Raw genomic sequence first — 15,650 nt, 5'->3', positions numbered from 1 at the left:
GCGCCCACGTGGCGAAGCGCGATGTTCGCGCGAACCATGTCGCTCAGACAGCGGTTTCTCGCGCCTGGCGTCGAAGCTGGAGATTCAACCTCGGTTTGGGAATGGGTCTGGGTCTCGGTTCTTCAGCGATTGATTGTTCCAGTTGCTGCAGACGTTCGGTAACCTCTTCGGCTTCGCTACGCGCGTCGAGTACTGTCTGAGCTGTTTCCTTTATCCTGTCGATGGCATCGAACGGGTCGACTCCGGTCCTCGCCAGCTTCATGACTTGACGTTGTTTTTCGTCATCCAGTGAGTCCAGCTGTTTGTAGAACCTTTGCTGAATATCCTCAGAGTAGGCATTGAGGTTATTGGTGAAGGTTTTGATGCCGTCGATCAGGGCGGCGCCGCCATTGACCAGATCCTTTACTGTTTCGACCCCGTTTGAAACAGTCTCGCCGAGTGTATTCAGGCCATCCTTTAGTTCTTGAGTGTGTAGCGTTTGCGCCAACTTCAGACCTTTCTTGAAGAAGTGGTAGCGTAACAAAGGCATCGCCACGGCTCCGACAACCGCACCGACTGCCAGGCCGATGGCATTCCCGGCACCCGGTACGACGCTGCCCAGGAGCCCGACTACCGTGCCTCCCGCAGCTACCCCCTTGAGGACCGATTTTATGCCGTGTTTTGACTTGAGGAAGGTGCCGAAAGTCATGCTTGCACGCAGTTCGTTGATGTCGGCGTTTTCCGGAACAAGCCCGTCGAATTCAGTCGCCAGATTATGTATCTGGTTCGCCGCTGTCTGAGCCTTGTCCAGCATCCCGAGAAAGTCGCCAAGCAATTCGAATACGGCTTTTTTACCGCCGGTCCTGTCGACGTACAGGAGTGGATTGTTGCCAACCATGGCGTACAGGTTCAGGCCATCGACATCGCCATTCGGGTCGGCGCTTATCCAGCGCTGTAACCACGGCGAGTAGTAGCGCTCGCCGTAGTAGTACAAGCCACTGACATCCATTTCCTTTCCTGAGTAACGGGTGAATTTATAGCCCACTTCGACGGCGTGGCGTGCGGCCATCCACGCTGTGGCACCGAACGGGTAGTAACCCTCCTGGCTGATCAGGTCGCCCTGTTGATCAAGCTCCATCACGCAGGAGCCGAGATGATCTTCGAGGTTGTAACGCACTTGGTCATTGGCGATTTCATCGGGTGGTTTTTTCGCCCAATGCAGGCAACGCGCACTGCCTACCGAGATGATGTGCAGTTCTTCGTAGTTGTCCTTGTTGCGGATTTCCAGGCCCGGCAGGTAGCGCACCTGATGAAAGTGCACAGTCCTGTCGGTGTACGTTTCATGGCGTTTGAACACCCGCACGCCCTGGCTGTAACGGTAGTGTTCGGCGTCGTCATCAGTGCCGTCTCGGGCAATCAGCGTCACGCGTTGCAGTTCATCCCGTGCATTCCATTGCATGGCCTGTCCCGGTTGCAGGTTCTGCTGGTTGCCATGGCGGTCGAACAGTGTCTCGAAGTCAGGCTCCGGATCATCCGGTTTCCAGCGCACGCCGCGATTGCTGACTGAATCAATGCGCATCTGCACGGTGCGGTTGGCGCCGGCCCGTACATGCACCAGTTTCACCAGATTGCCGCCGGTGTCGTAAGTGTAGGTCTGGGTGTAGTTGAGGCGGTTGTTAGGGTCGGTGGGCGTTGGCAGGCCGGGAATGTCCGAGAGCGGGCCGTCGTCGTAACCGCTGGCGCTGACCAGTCGGTACAACGAGTCGTAGCTGAAATCACGGTGACCGTCGACCAGTTGGTTGGCGAAATAGACCGGCTGGAAGGCGTGGTCTTCGATGCGGGTAATGTTGCCGACGGGGTCGTAGAAATATTCGAGGTCTTGCAGCACTGCGCCGGTGTCTTTGTGACTGGACTGAGTGTGCAGACGACTGTCTGCAGGGTCGTACGTCCAGCGACTGAGGACAAGATTACCGGCCTGCTGCTCGATGATCTGGTCGGCGGCGTTGTACTGCGCATCAAGCAACACCGGCTGCCATTGGCTCTGGCCGCTGATCAACAGTTGTACCTGTCGAAGGTGCCCGGCCAGGCCGTAGCGCGATCGTCGCCGATGGCCGCCGGCGTCGGTCTGCTCGAGCAGCGCGCCGAGCGGGCTGAACGCATGGTGAGTGGTGAACGGCTCGCCGTCGTGGAACGTGCGGGTTTCGCTCAGCGGCTGGCCGGTCAGGGAAAAACTGTCCGTGAGCAGCGAACCGGAACGGTCTTTCTGTTCCTGCAATTGGCCGCGACGGTTGTATCCGGCTTCGGCCGAGGCGTCGGAATAGGTGAGCACATCGACATCGACCTCGCCATTTTCCTCGACGGCCACGAGCCGCAGTTGTTCATCGAAGCACGTGCGCCAATGGCTGCCGCGCTGATCCCACCTGCGCAAAGGTTCACCGGCCAGCCCTGGCAGCACCACACGCCAGCCGCTATCCACGCTGTCGATAAGCACCGCATTGCCATTCAACGAATAAACAGTTGCCGTGTTCGCCATGGACAAGCGCGGGTCGCGTTGCGTGATCAGACGCCCGGCTAAATCGTGTTCCTGGCAGATCACCAGGGTGCTTGACGTGTTGCCTGCCATGCTTCGCAGGTAGGCGACCTTGCGAACTGGCAGGCCTCGTCCGTCAATCACTGTCAGGGAGGGCGTGCGTGAATGCATGGTTTCAGTGACCGTTTTTAAACTTGGTGAGCAAGTTGTTCCCCGGCTTTTTTGATGCCAGATGCCGTTGTCTTGCTATGTACAGATTGTCAGTGGTCCCCATCTCTTTGTATCGCGCAAGTCCGGCCTGAGCCTGTGCGATGTTGGCGAGTACGGCTCGGTTTTTCTGTTGCAAGCCAGAACGCGTAATGACGGCCAGCGTTTCGCTGGAAGTATTGCCATTGACATTCGGGAGCACATTGGCAGGCGAAACACTGTTAACGCCCAATGCGTCAAAAGCGTTTTCCGCCCATGCAGACCGTTGTTCGATGGCCGCTTTCCAGTCGCTGAGCATTTTTTCGATCTTTTCAATTTTTACCGGGTCAAGCCGGTTCTTGATGTCTTGTGCTTCCTGCGCCCGACTTCCCATATTAAGCGCGCCGGGAATAATCCCCACCACTGACCCGAATACTCTGTTCATTATAAATAATGGGTTGACTAACGAATTGAGTGCCGGATGCAGCACTTCGCTCTTGAAGTCTTTCCATGAGTTGATTTCCTTGACGGGGGCCTCGATCCCCAGGCTTTGATCAATCGCGCTGACGGACATTTGCGAGGTCTGCGGGATCAAAGGCCCGACTTGCAGTCTGACATGGTTTGCCACTGGCTCAAGAATGGCCCCGGCGACATCACCCCCGATGTTGCCACCGACCAACGATGAAGGTTTCAACACGTTCGGTTGCACCTCGAGCGCTGGAAACATGGTGTCAAATTGGGCGCCGCCCAAAGATCCACCTTCATAACCGACAATACCTCTGACGGTTTCTCCCACCAGATTCACCGCCATGTTTAGTGCGACATTTTGATTAATGATGTTGTGTAGTTGCCATAGTAATTCCTCGGAGTGCCCCTCTACGGCGGAAGCAAACGCCGAATCCAGCATGATCACGCTTTCTGCCCGCGTGTTCCCGTCCGGATCGATAAAACCGATCGGGTTATTCCCCACAAATGCATATAAATTCAGACCATCCGTCTGCTCTGCGTCGGTGCTGATCCAGCGTTGCAACCACGGCGCGTAATAGCGTGCGCCGTAATAATACAAACCGCTGACGTCCATTTCCTTGCCCGAATAACGGATGAAGCGGTACGTGGTTTCCGAGTTCGGTGCCATCCACGCGGTTTCGCCAAAGGGGTAATAGCCTTCCTGGCTGATCATGACGGCGTCTTGATCCAGTTCCATCACGCTGGAACCGAGATGATCTTCGAGGTTGTAACGCATTTGATCATTGGCGATTTCATCGATTTTTTTCGCTGCCCAATGCAGGCAGCGGGCATTGCCGAGCGTGATGACGTGCAGTTCTTCACCGTTGTCGCGGGTGCGGATTTCCAGCCCGGGCAGATAGCGCACCTGGTGGAAATGTTCGGCGTTGGCAGCGAAGGTTTCGTGACGTTTGAACACGCGCGTACCCTGGCTGTAACGGTAGTACTCGGCATCATTGGAACCGCCATCGCGCTTGACCAGGATCACGCTTTCCAGCTCATCGCGGGCATTCCAGAGCAGCGGTTGGCCCGGTTGCACGGTCAGTTGATTGCCATGGCGATCGAACAAAGTGTCGAAATCCGGCGGCTCGTCGCCGGTTTTCCAGCGTACCCCGCGATTGCTCTTCAGATCGATGAACATTTGCCGGGTCGAGTTGTTGCCGGCGCGTACGTGACACAGTTCGATCAGGTTGCCACCGTTGTCGTACTGGTAGGTTTGGGTGTAGTTGAGGCGATTGTTCGGGTCGCCCGGTTGCGGCAGGCCGGGAATGTCCGGCGGCGGGGCGTCGTCGTAGCCGGTGGCGCTGGTCAACCGATAGAGCGAGTCGTAGGTGAAGTCGCGGTGGCCATCGATCAACTGATTGGCGAAGTAACGTGGTTGAAAGGCGTGGTCTTCGATGCGGGTAATGTTGCCGACGGGGTCGTAGAAATATTCGAGGTCTTGCAGCACTGCGCCGGTGTCTTTGCGACTGGACTGAGTGTGCAGACGACTGTCTGCCGGGTCGTACGTCCAGCGACTGAGGACAAGATTACCGGCCTGCTGCTCGATGATCTGGTCGGCGGCGTTGTACTGCGCATCAAGCAACACGGGCTGCCATTGGCTCTGGCCGCTGATCAACAGTTGTACCTGCCGAAGGTGCCCGGCCAGGCCGTAGCGCGATCGTCGCCGATGGCCGCCGGCGTCGGTCTGCTCGAGCAGCGCGCCGAGCGAGCTGAACACATGGTGAGTGGTGAACGGCTCGCCGTCGTGGAACGTGCGGGTTTCGCTCAGCGGCTGGCCGGTCAGGGAAAAGCTGTCCGTGAGCAACGAACCGGAACGGTCTTTCTGTTCCAGCAACTGGCCGCGGCGGTTGTACCCGGCCTCGGCCGAGGCGTCGGCGTAAGTAAAAACGTCGACATTGGACTGACCATTTTCCTCGACCGCGATCACCCGCAGCTGCTCATCGAAGCTCGTGCGCCAATGGTTGTCGCGCTGATCCCAGCGTTGCAATGGCTCACCGGCCAGACCCGGCAGGGTCAGGCGCCAGCCGGCGTCGACGCTGTCGGATTTCAATACCGTGCCGTCCAGGTTGTAAACCGTGGTCAGGCAGGGTGCCGACAAGCGCGAATCCCATTGCTCGATCAGACGGCCGGCGTAGTCATGCTGCTGACGGGTTACCAGCGCTACGGGGTTGTCGGCCGTCACACTGCGCAAGTACCCGACCTGCCGCACTGGCAAACCACGCGCATCGCTTACCGCCAGCGCAGGTGTACGGCGATGCACGTTGGCAATCATGGCTGCGATGCCTTGGTTGGCGATGACGGCTCGGCGGTGTCGTTGAAGTCTTCGCTGGTGTGATACCAAGGGTGGTACGTCTCTCGGGAAAAGTCGCCCTTGGCATTGACCATTCCGACCTGCCGGCTCTTGACGTCATAGCGAAGCTGATCGTGATGGCTCAGTGTGCGCAGGGACTGATCGTTGACGTAGGTATAGGTGTTGGCGAAAAACGCGCGGTACTGACGAACGGGCAAGCCTTTGTTGTTGTATTCGACCCGCTCGCTGATGCGCCAGCGCGGGTTGGCATCGACCACTTTGATCTGGCCATCCTCGACGATCAGCGAGCCGTCGGCGTCCACGGCATAGGCCTTGCCCGGATCGACCAATTGCTGGGTTTGCAGAGCCCGGCCAAAACCGTCGACGCAGGCTTTGGTGATCTGGATCTGCGCATCCACCTCGTCATCAGGGTAGCGGTCGGCACTGAGGATCACACTGTGCACCGGTTCGCGATGCACTGTTGCGATGGCGTCTTGCAGCGCCTGTTCATCAGGCGTCAAGGCGCCGCTGCGCCGGGTCAGTTGGCGGCGTGTACTGGCCCTGATGTGGCCGCTGGGCAGCAGATAACCCTGAGCGATCCATGCCAGGGCGGCGCGGGTGTCGTTGGCCATCTGCCCCATCCAGCTGAACAGATCCTTGCGCAGGGTACTCGCGGCTTTTTGCACGGCATCGGTCGGGTTGGCAATTGCCGTAGCCGGGCTCCGGTCCTCCGGAAGTTTGTATTCGCTCAGTGGCCTGAAACCCGCTTCCCTGTTGTTCTCTGAGCCATAAAAACTGGTGGCCAGGGGCTGATTGGAGGGTTCATACAACGCCTGATGAGTATTCAGGTTGGCATCGATGATTTTCAGCGGTTGCAGCGCGTGGTAGTCGTACTCGATGCAGGTGGTACAGCCATCTGGCAGTTCCACGAGGGTGACAGCCAGCGCATACGCGTCGTATACGGCGTGAGTGAAGCCATGGCTGAGGGTTTCGCGATAGCGCCGGACCTTGTAGAAACCGTCGAGGCTGGCGTATTCGGCGTAGCCGAAATTCGCCGACCACAGGTCATGCTCCGTGCTGCCCAAGGGATTTATCCAGAACAGAAACGGCATGGGCAGATAGCCGATCTTCTTCAGTTCGTCGCGCACGTTGAAGGGCGCAGGCAGCACGCTGTAAGCGTCCAGCGCCGTCTTGTCCAGTTGTGCCACTTCCAGTGGACCGACCAGGGCCTCGAATCCGGCAACGCCGTCGTCCAGCCGTTGGCCATCGGTACTCAAGTAGCGCTGTACAGACTGCGTGGTCAGCACCCGTTCAGCGTTCCAGTGCGCCGAATCCTCATGTGCCTTCAGGCACTCATAGGACACTTGCGCGGCTTCAAGCCCGGTGGGCAGGGTGCCTTTGGGCAAGACCAGTGCATTGCCACGCTGCTGATAGGGCAAACCGAGACGCCAATGCTGCAGGTCCTTGTCCAGATCGATGAACGCTGAACGGCTTTCATTCAGGTAGAACGATTGTTGCGCCGGGTCATGGGCGTCGAACCACCACTGCTGTACATCCGGGTCGTCGAACGGTGGTGCATCTTTTTCGGTCAGTCGCCGGGCGTAACTCACCGTGATGGCGTGCGTCGGCTGGCCGTAAGTGTTGTAGCGCAGGACCACATCGTTGCGACACATGGGGTCATCGACGAAACCGTCGTACTGGTAGCTGATCCTTTCCACCACCAGTGGCAGCAAGACGGCGGTGGCATAAGGACCTTGCTCGCGAACCTCGCGCACCTGATATCGCACTTCTTCTACGGCATAAGGCGTGGCAATCCCGGGGGCGTCCATGTCTGCATCAGCGTAGGTTTCGCTGCGGACCATCGAGCCGACCAACGCTCGGGAGAGCTGGTATCGGCTGTCTTCATCCTGCACCGGAATCAGTTCATCGGCATCGTCTTCCGGGTGATGGCGACTGAACAGGGTGTTACCCAGGGCTACCGCTTGTGCATCCTGATTGAAGTAGTCGTCGCGCGGCCGGTCCATCGATTGCCCGGTATGAAACCAGGTGCAGACACGCACCGGCTCGCTGAAACCTTCGCTCTCATCTGCTCTGGCGCTCTCACTGTCGGTTTGTTGCAACAGACCGAAACCGCGGAACTCACGCTCGCGGCTGTCGTAGACGCCTTCACGCCAAGTGAAGGTCTGAGTCAGGCAATTGCCAGTGATTTCATCCAGCTGCCGTTGTTTCTTGACCACCGCCACCGGGAACGGCAGGTGGCAAGCCGGCAAACGCTTAAGGGTGAGCAAACGGTGTTTTTCATCCAGCCATTCCTGCGCCGAACTGCGATAAGCGACGCCGGCACTGCAACCCATGTTGTTGTTACTGCTGGTCAACAGATACGGCTTGGCCGAAACGAAATCGTAGCGCCAATGCTGCGGCTGCATGTGCGTCACCGTCAGGATCAGACTGGCGCAGCCCAGGCCTTGCAGATCGGCGAAACTCACCTGACAGAGGCGATCGTAGCGCACGCCGTCGGGCCACGGCACGCTGATCGGTATTTGCTCCAGGCCGTTGCCGCCACGATTCAGGTAGATCTCGAAGGTATCCGACTTCAGATAAATCAGCGACGCGGCACCGGAGCCGTCGAGGTCGGCAAGGCGCACCCGGGACGAATCGAATTGCTCGTAGTTGAAGGGCAACTCGCTGATCTTGCGACCCTTGCCAAACCGGCCGTGGCCCAGGTTCGGCCAGCAGCGGATTTCGTCATGGCGTATCCGACACAACTCGGGCATATCGCTGCCAAGCAGGTTGCCCAACAGCACCAGTTCTGTGCGCGAATTGCTGAACAGTGGCAAGCGGTCGTCGTCGGGTTCGTGCAGCACCTCTTCAGGCGCGGCGAAGCCTTGTTCGCGCTCGTTGGCATACAACCGCACGGAGCTGGGCCCGATCAACGCCAGGCTACTCAAGCCGTCACCGCTCAAGTCGCCAAGTGTCGAGAGAGTGTTGAAAAACTCTGGTGGGAATTTGCCGAAGGGGACGAAGTCGGCAAACTCGCGTTGTTCTGTCAGGGTGCGAAAACCACTGATACCCGGTTGCGCGGTGACCCAATCGAGCCGACCGTCACCGGTCAGGTCGGTCAGCAGTTGCTGGACCGGACGGTTGCGATCGGCGAGCGGAATCTTTTCCAGTGCGGTCCATGGCCCATAGCCGATTTCATCGGTGCCCTTGGTCGCGCGTAGTGGTTCGCGGTAGTACCAGGCCTGGTCATAACGGCAGAGGAAACCCGGCACACCTTCGCCATAAAGATCCACACACTGGTAAAAACCACCGTCCTCGATACCCGGTTGAACATCGGGTTCGAAGAAGCGCGCCGGGGTTTTATTGATGTCGAAGGGGGCATAGTCGAACTCGACCGGCGGCGTGTTTTCGACAATGCCGCTCGCATCGAATGCCTGATAGTGCGCCGCGCTGATCTGGCTGTAGGCCCACTGCGCGATATTTTGCGGTTGGTGATATTCCAACAGCAGGCGGCGTACCAGTTTCGGTTGGTCAGTCGATTGCTCGGGAAAATGATGAAACAGCAATGCCTGTTGGCAGAGTCTGCGAGTGCCCAGTTCAAAACCCTGACCGTGGGTTGAAAAGCTGTCTGGGCGAACGGTCCAGGGTTTGAGGGGGGCACCGTCATATGCCGGGATGTCGGTCAGTGACGTGCTGCGCTCGCCGTAATCGAACAGCAGATGAAAGTGCCAGCCCAGTTCGGCGGGATTGTCCGTCGTCCAGCTGTACAGATCGCTGCTGGCCGTGAAGTTGCCGTAACACACGCGGCGCAGATAACGCTGGGCGCGATAGTCACGCACGGGGGCGGGATCCTGATCATCGGCCTTGTATTCAAAGCAGATGTGTTCGCCGCGCGCGTTCATGCTTTCGCACAGCAGCCATGTGGCGATTCGTCCAGGAGCCTGGGGATCGGCAATTCGTGTGGCTTCGGTTTTGCCGTAAAGGTGCAGCGAGCCGTCAGCGCCGTGTATCAGCCAGAATACCGGTGGATCGGCTTCTCGGGTCTGCCGCTGCCAGCGCTCGCGCAAGGCAAAATCGCTTTCCACTCGAGGCCAATAGCGCACGACTCTGTGCGGGCCAATGTCGACGCCGTTGTAGACGCTTTCCTCTCGGAACTTGAGTTCACCATGCTCATCGAGCTCCGGCATCCACACTTCGCCATCGGCACCGACGATCTCGTCGTGATCGGTATAACGTGGCACGCCTTTGTTGGTTCTGCGATTGATCTGACCCACGCCGGACAGGTGCCAGGAAAGGCCGAATGGACCGTTGCCACTCTGACTGCTGTAACTCAGCGAGAACTGAGGATCCCAGCCCCGCCCGGCAGACGTTGGAATCGGCAACTCGAACGAGGCGGCTCCGGTCGGGCCCACAGCGCCCCAACTTTTGCCGATGGTGGCGATCGAAGCGCTTTTGGCGATGGAAGGGGTGGTGATGCTCAGCTCTTGTTGATCAGGCATGGTCGAATCCATTGCGCACGGGGTGGGCGTGAATGGACTGACGCTAACAAGAATGGCGGGTAAATGAACCTGTCAGATCTGACAGGTGCGCAAGATCATTTTGTATGCTTCGGCGCTTTTTTTATCGCGAACGGTTGGCCCCTGTGAAAACGGCCGGGTCATCGTTGCAGATGAGCCGGCCGTTTTTATGGCAGCGAAGGGCTTATTGCACTTCTACCGCCAGGCTTTCGCTGATCTTCTGTTGCCAGATCGCAGGGCCGGTGATGTGCACCGACTCACCTTTGCTGTCCACCGCAACGGTGACCGGCATGTCCTTGACCTCGAACTCGTAGATCGCTTCCATGCCCAGTTCGGCAAACGCCAGCACTTGCGACTTCTTGATCGCCTGAGCGACCAGGTAAGCAGCGCCGCCAACGGCCATCAGGTACACGGCTTTGTTGTCCTTGATCGCTTCGATGGCGGTCGGGCCGCGCTCGGATTTACCGATCATGCCCAACAGGCCGGTCTGCTCGAGGATCTGCCGGGTGAACTTGTCCATCCGCGTCGCGGTGGTCGGGCCCGCCGGGCCAACCACTTCGTCACCGACCGGATCAACCGGGCCGACGTAGTAGATGAAGCGACCTTTCAGATCGACCGGCAGGGTTTCACCCTTGTTGAGCATCTCGACCATGCGCTTGTGCGCGGCGTCGCGACCGGTGAGCATTTTGCCGTTGAGCAGGACGGTTTCGCCCGGCTTCCAGCTCTGCACGTCTTCCGGGGTCAGGGTGTCGAGGTTGACACGGCGAGCCGACGGGCCGGCTTCCCAGACGATTTCTGGGTAGGCGTCCAGCGGTGGCGCTTCCAGCGAGGCCGGGCCGGAGCCGTCGAGCACGAAGTGTGCGTGACGGGTGGCGGCGCAGTTCGGGATCATGCACACCGGCAGCGAGGCTGCGTGGGTCGGGTAGTCCATGATCTTCACGTCGAGCACGGTGGTCAGGCCACCGAGGCCCTGGGCGCCGATGCCCAACTGGTTGACCTTCTCGAACAGCTCCAGGCGCATTTCTTCGATGCGGTTCTGCGGGCCACGGGCCTTCAGTTCGTGGATGTCGATGGATTCCATCAACACTTCCTTGGCCATGACGGCGGCTTTCTCGGCGGTGCCGCCGATGCCGATGCCGAGCATGCCCGGTGGGCACCAGCCGGCGCCCATGGTCGGAACGGTCTTGAGTACCCAGTCGACGATCGAATCGGACGGGTTGAGCATGGCCATTTTCGACTTGTTCTCGGAACCGCCGCCCTTGGCCGCCACGTCCACTTCCACGGTGTTGCCCGGGACGATGGAGTAGTGAATCACGGCAGGGGTGTTGTCCTTGGTGTTTTTCCGAGCACCCGCCGGGTCGGCGAGGATCGAGGCACGCAGGACGTTTTCCGGCAGGTTGTAGGCGCGACGTACGCCTTCGTTGATCATGTCGTCCAGGCCCATGGTGGCGCCATCCCAACGCACGTCCATGCCGACGCGCACGAACACGGTGACGATACCGGTGTCCTGGCAGATCGGGCGGTGGCCGGTGGCGCACATGCGCGAGTTGATCAGGATCTGCGCCATCGAGTCACGGGCCGCTGGCGATTCTTCGCGCAGGTAGGCTTCGTGCATCGCCTGGATGAAATCCACGGGGTGGTAATAGGAAATGAACTGCAGGGCGTCGGCAACGCTCTGAATCAGGTCGTCTTGCTTGATCACGGTCATGAGTCGCGCTCCTCTAAAAGACGGGAACATTCAATAAGGTGCCTGCGGCTTGGGTGCATCGGTCGGTCGCAAGCACCTTTCAAGGCACGCCGGGGCTGCTGGCGCGACGCTAAAAAGGCGCGGCAGTATAACGCGCCTCGGTGGGGCATACACGCGCCGGCAGTCATTCGTTGGTCGCATGGGTGGGCGAATATCGGACAGCGGGTTTGCACTTCAAGATTCCCCCCTCACCTGATCTGGTCAAACGATACTGGACACGGTTATAGGGTTTTACCCTTTTTCATGCCGCCAGGGCCTCCATGTCCACCGGAGTTCGGTAGCCATTGTGACTGTGCAGCCTGATCCGATTGTAATAATGGGTCAGGTAGCGCAATACATCGGTACTGGCCTCATCTTCGTTTCGGTAGCCAGCCTTGGGTATCCATTCAGATTTCAAACTGCCAAAGAAACGCTCCATCGGGGCGTTGTCCCAGCAGTTTCCTCGTCGACTCATGCTTTGTTTTATGCGCATGTCCGCCAGCGTTTCACGAAACACTTTACTGCTGTAATGACAGCCCTGATCCGAATGGAACATTAGGTTTTCAGGGCGTCCTCGCGACTCGAAAGCCATCTTTAACGCTCGACAGGTCAGAGCTGAATCCGGACTTCTGGACATCGCCCAGCCGACGATGCGGCGGGCATGCAGATCAAGTACAGCAGCCAGATAAACCCAGTAAGTACCGGCCCAAATGTAAGTTACGTCGCCACACCACACTCGATTGGGGGCCTCGACATTGAATTTACGCTCCAAATGATTGGGGGCGTATTGCGCCTCCGCACCGCTGGGTTTGTACCGATGCCTGCGCCGTTGCTGGCTCTTCAAACCGAGCTCGCGCATCAGGCTACGAGCCATGTAACGACCTACCGACTCTTTTTCGTTACACAGCGCTTTTGACAGGCTGCGCGCGCCCATTGAGCCGCGACTTTGCTCATGTAATTCGGCAGCCTTGATCTTTAGGCGATCGCGTCCGACATGCACTTTCGCCCGCTGTTTCAGACGCTCGTAATAACTGCTGCGGTTGATACCAAACACGCCACACAACTCGGATCTTGGATATTGCTCGCTTAACTCCTCGACCAGCCTTACCGATCGAGGGAATCCGACATCAAGAGAGCTGTAGCCTTTTTTAAAATTTCCTTCTCGCGCTCAATCCGTCGAATTGTTGCTTCCAGTTCCTGGATGCGTTGTTGGTCAACGGTCATGGCCTTGGACTTCTCAGGCGTCTTGCCGCTGCGCTCCGCACGCAGTTGCTCAACCCAGCGGCGCAGAGCTGTAGGGCCCACGCCCATTGCTTCGCAGGCTTCACTCACCGAATAGTCTTTATCCAAAACCAGGCAAGCCGCATCCCGTTTGAAATCTGTCGAAAAATATCTTCTGGTCAAATCACACCTCTTCGTTGGGCGTAGATTAACGCCCTTTAGGGGTGTCCAGAATCATTAAGCCAGATCAACCCCAGCCCTCTCCCCAGGGGGGCGAGGGGGAAAGGGAGCTGATCTTCATGCTGTTCAAACCTGTGCTCGACTCGGGAAAGGGAGCTGATCTTCATGCTGTTAAAACCTGAGTTCGACTCCGGAAAGGGGGGGCGATGTTAATGCTGTTCAAATCTGAGTTCGGCTCGGTATTTCAGGTCGGCGTATTGCCAACAACCGACTCGGTCAGTCCCCTCTCCCTCTGGGAGAGGGCTAGGGTGAGGGGCTTTTGGCGGTCTACGCAGGCCACACTTTTGACGTCAAATTTCGGGCCCGAAAATCGGTGGTCATTTATCGACTACGCCTCTAAAGTGGCAGCCGGTCTGTAGAGTAGGACACTCGGTCAGCCTCTTATCGCACGGTGAGTCAACGATTGACCCATAACGCCATTCAACGTCTTTTGCTCAAACGCTTTGCCCTCGCTGCGGCCACCTATGGATTGGCTTTGCTGCTGCTGTGGCTGGCATTTTTCACGGGGCACTACGAGCAGTCCCTGACTTCTGTGGCCGTCGGCAGTGCGCTGGTGGTGATCAGCCAGTCGGTGCTGTTCGCACTGTTCTGGAGTGGGCGCAACCTGCGCTTTGCCGATCCCAGCCTGACCGAAGCGCAGGTGTTGATCGGTCTCGGCTGGCAGACCTGGCTGATCGCTCATCTGGATGAAGCCCGCGGCGCCTTCCTGGTGTTCTACGTGCTGATCCTGCTGTTCGGCCTGTTCCATCTCAGTCGACGGGCGTTCATACGCTGTGCCCTGTTGGTGTTCTTCAGTTTCTGTGCCATCACGCTGTGGGACGGCTACTACTTCCGCTTGCGCGAGCCGGCGCTTGCCGCCTTGCAGGTGTGCATTCTGGCAATGGTGCTGGCGTGGCTGGTGCTGTACGCGCGCTTCGTCCAGGTTTCGCGGCAACGCCAGCGCCAGCGCCGGTTTGCCTTGCAGGCGCATCAGGACACCCTGCGCGGGATGATGCGGCAGTTGGAAGATCTGGTCGCCACCGATGAACTGACCGGGCTGTTCAATCGTCGGCATTTTCTGCGTCTGGCCACGCGAGAGCTGGATGAAATGGACGACGATGTGGTGCACGGCTTGGCGCTGATCGACCTCGACCATTTCAAACGCATCAACGACCTGCACGGCCATGCCGCCGGCGATCAGGTGTTGCAGGCCTTCGCCGGCGTTGCCCAGGCGTGTCTGCGCGACGGTGATGTGCTGGCGCGTTATGGTGGTGAAGAATTCGTTGTGTTGTTGCCCGATTGCGACGCCGAACGGCTGACTACTTGCTGTGAACGTCTGCGTATTGCCTTTACTGACGTTGAACTGGTCGGCCTGAATGTGCGCAACCTCAGCCTGTCGGCCGGCATGACGCTGTTGGTGTTGGGCGATGATCTGGACGACGCCTTGCAGCGCGCCGATCAGGCCTTGTATCGGGCCAAGCGTGACGGGCGCAATCGTTGTGCGGCCGCGTGGGAGAACGTCGATGCCTGAACTTCGCGTCGGTGAACGACAATGGTCAGTGGCAGCGGGCAGCAATCTGCTCGATGCCCTCAATCAGAATGGCGTCGCCGTGCCTTACAGCTGCCGCGCCGGCAGTTGCCATGCCTGTCTGGTGCAATGCGTGCAAGGCCTGCCCGCCGACAATCGGCCGGACGCCTTGAGCGCCGAACAGCGTCAGCAAGGCTGGCGCCTGGCGTGTCAGTGTCAGGTCGTCGAAGATTTGCAGGTGCACACCTTCGACCCGATCACCGATGGTCGCCCGGCAGTGGTCGAAGCGCTGGACTGGCTCAGCGACAGCGTCCTGCGCTTGCGTCTGACCCCGCAACGGCCGTTGCGCTACAGCGCCGGGCAACATCTGGTGTTGTGGATCGGGCACATTGCGCGGCCGTATTCGCTGGCGAGCCTGCCGGAGGAAGACCGCTTTCTCGAATTCCATCTCGATTGCCGCCAGCCTGGTGAATTCAGCGATGCCGCACGAAAATTGCAGATCGGCGATCCGATCCGTCTCGGCGAACTGCGCGGCGGTGCTTTGCATTACGATCCCGACTGGCACAGTCGCCCCGTGTGGCTGCTGGCCGCTGGCACCGGTCTGGGCCCTTTGTTCGGCGTGCTGCGCGAAGCCTTGCGCCAGGATCACCAGGGCCTGATCCGTGTCATTCACGTGGCTCATGACGATCGCGAGCACTATCTGGCCAAACCCCTGGCGGCATTGGCTGCGCAGCGGGAAAACCTCAGTGTCGAGCTGTGGACGGCGGCCGAGTCAGCCGCCGCTTTGGCGCAACTGCGCCTTGTCTCCCGGCAAACCCTGGCCTTAGTCTGCGGTTCGACGGCCAGCGTCGACGCCTTCGCCCGGCGTCTGTACCTGGCCGGATTGCCGCGCAATCAACTGCTGGCCGACGTGTTCCTGTCCCGTGGTTGAGCGCTGATATTTCAGA

Annotated in this window: 7 protein-coding genes; 2 read left to right on the top strand and 5 right to left on the bottom strand. The window is 58.9% G+C overall.

Annotated elements, in window-relative coordinates:
- Positions 1 to 43: 43 nt before the first annotated feature.
- From CLU80_RS06725 to CLU80_RS06705, 5 genes are all read right to left on the bottom strand, one after another.
- Positions 44 to 2,680 carry an RHS repeat-associated core domain-containing protein gene (locus CLU80_RS06725; protein ID WP_099757028.1) on the bottom strand — a complete coding sequence of 879 codons (2,637 nt, stop codon included), beginning with the start codon at positions 2,678 to 2,680 and terminating at the stop codon, positions 44 to 46.
- Positions 2,681 to 2,684: 4 nt separating this feature from the next.
- Complete coding sequence (locus CLU80_RS06720) at positions 2,685 to 5,474, bottom strand: RHS repeat-associated core domain-containing protein (RefSeq protein ID WP_286079705.1); 2,790 nt, start codon at positions 5,472 to 5,474, stop codon at positions 2,685 to 2,687.
- Complete coding sequence (locus CLU80_RS06715) at positions 5,471 to 9,991, bottom strand: SpvB/TcaC N-terminal domain-containing protein (RefSeq protein ID WP_099757027.1); 4,521 nt, start codon at positions 9,989 to 9,991, stop codon at positions 5,471 to 5,473. Before CLU80_RS06715 ends, CLU80_RS06720 begins: the two co-directional genes overlap by 4 nt.
- Positions 9,992 to 10,193: 202 nt before the next feature.
- On the bottom strand, positions 10,194 to 11,717 hold the full coding sequence (locus CLU80_RS06710) for a fumarate hydratase (protein WP_034153454.1): 1,524 nt from the start codon (positions 11,715 to 11,717) through the stop codon (positions 10,194 to 10,196).
- A 280-nt stretch (positions 11,718 to 11,997) separates the two neighbouring features.
- Positions 11,998 to 13,139, bottom strand: a protein-coding gene (locus tag CLU80_RS06705; RefSeq protein ID WP_286079704.1) for an IS3 family transposase whose coding sequence is annotated in 2 segments (ribosomal slippage) — positions 11,998 to 12,878 and positions 12,878 to 13,139 — 1,143 coding nt in all. Because the reading frame shifts where the segments join, the coding sequence is not laid out codon by codon here.
- Between the two features lie 460 nt (positions 13,140 to 13,599).
- On the opposite strand from CLU80_RS06705, the gene CLU80_RS06695 reads away from it, so the two are divergent.
- Positions 13,600 to 14,706, top strand: coding sequence for a GGDEF domain-containing protein (locus CLU80_RS06695; RefSeq protein WP_095048240.1), 1,107 nt, complete (start codon positions 13,600 to 13,602; stop codon positions 14,704 to 14,706).
- The gene (locus CLU80_RS06690) at positions 14,699 to 15,634 is read left to right on the top strand and encodes an iron-sulfur-binding ferredoxin reductase (protein WP_099757025.1); all 936 of its coding nucleotides are present in this window, start codon (positions 14,699 to 14,701) and stop codon (positions 15,632 to 15,634) included. The genes CLU80_RS06695 and CLU80_RS06690 overlap by 8 nt, the downstream gene beginning before the upstream one ends.
- Positions 15,635 to 15,650: the final 16 nt, after the last annotated feature.

It is taken from the genome of Pseudomonas sp. 29 (genome assembly GCF_002754355.1).
In the GTDB taxonomy this organism is placed as follows: Bacteria; Pseudomonadota; Gammaproteobacteria; order Pseudomonadales; family Pseudomonadaceae; genus Aquipseudomonas; species Aquipseudomonas neuropathica.
Note: the sequence above shows the minus strand (reverse complement) of the source record. Positions and strands in the feature narration are given on the sequence as shown.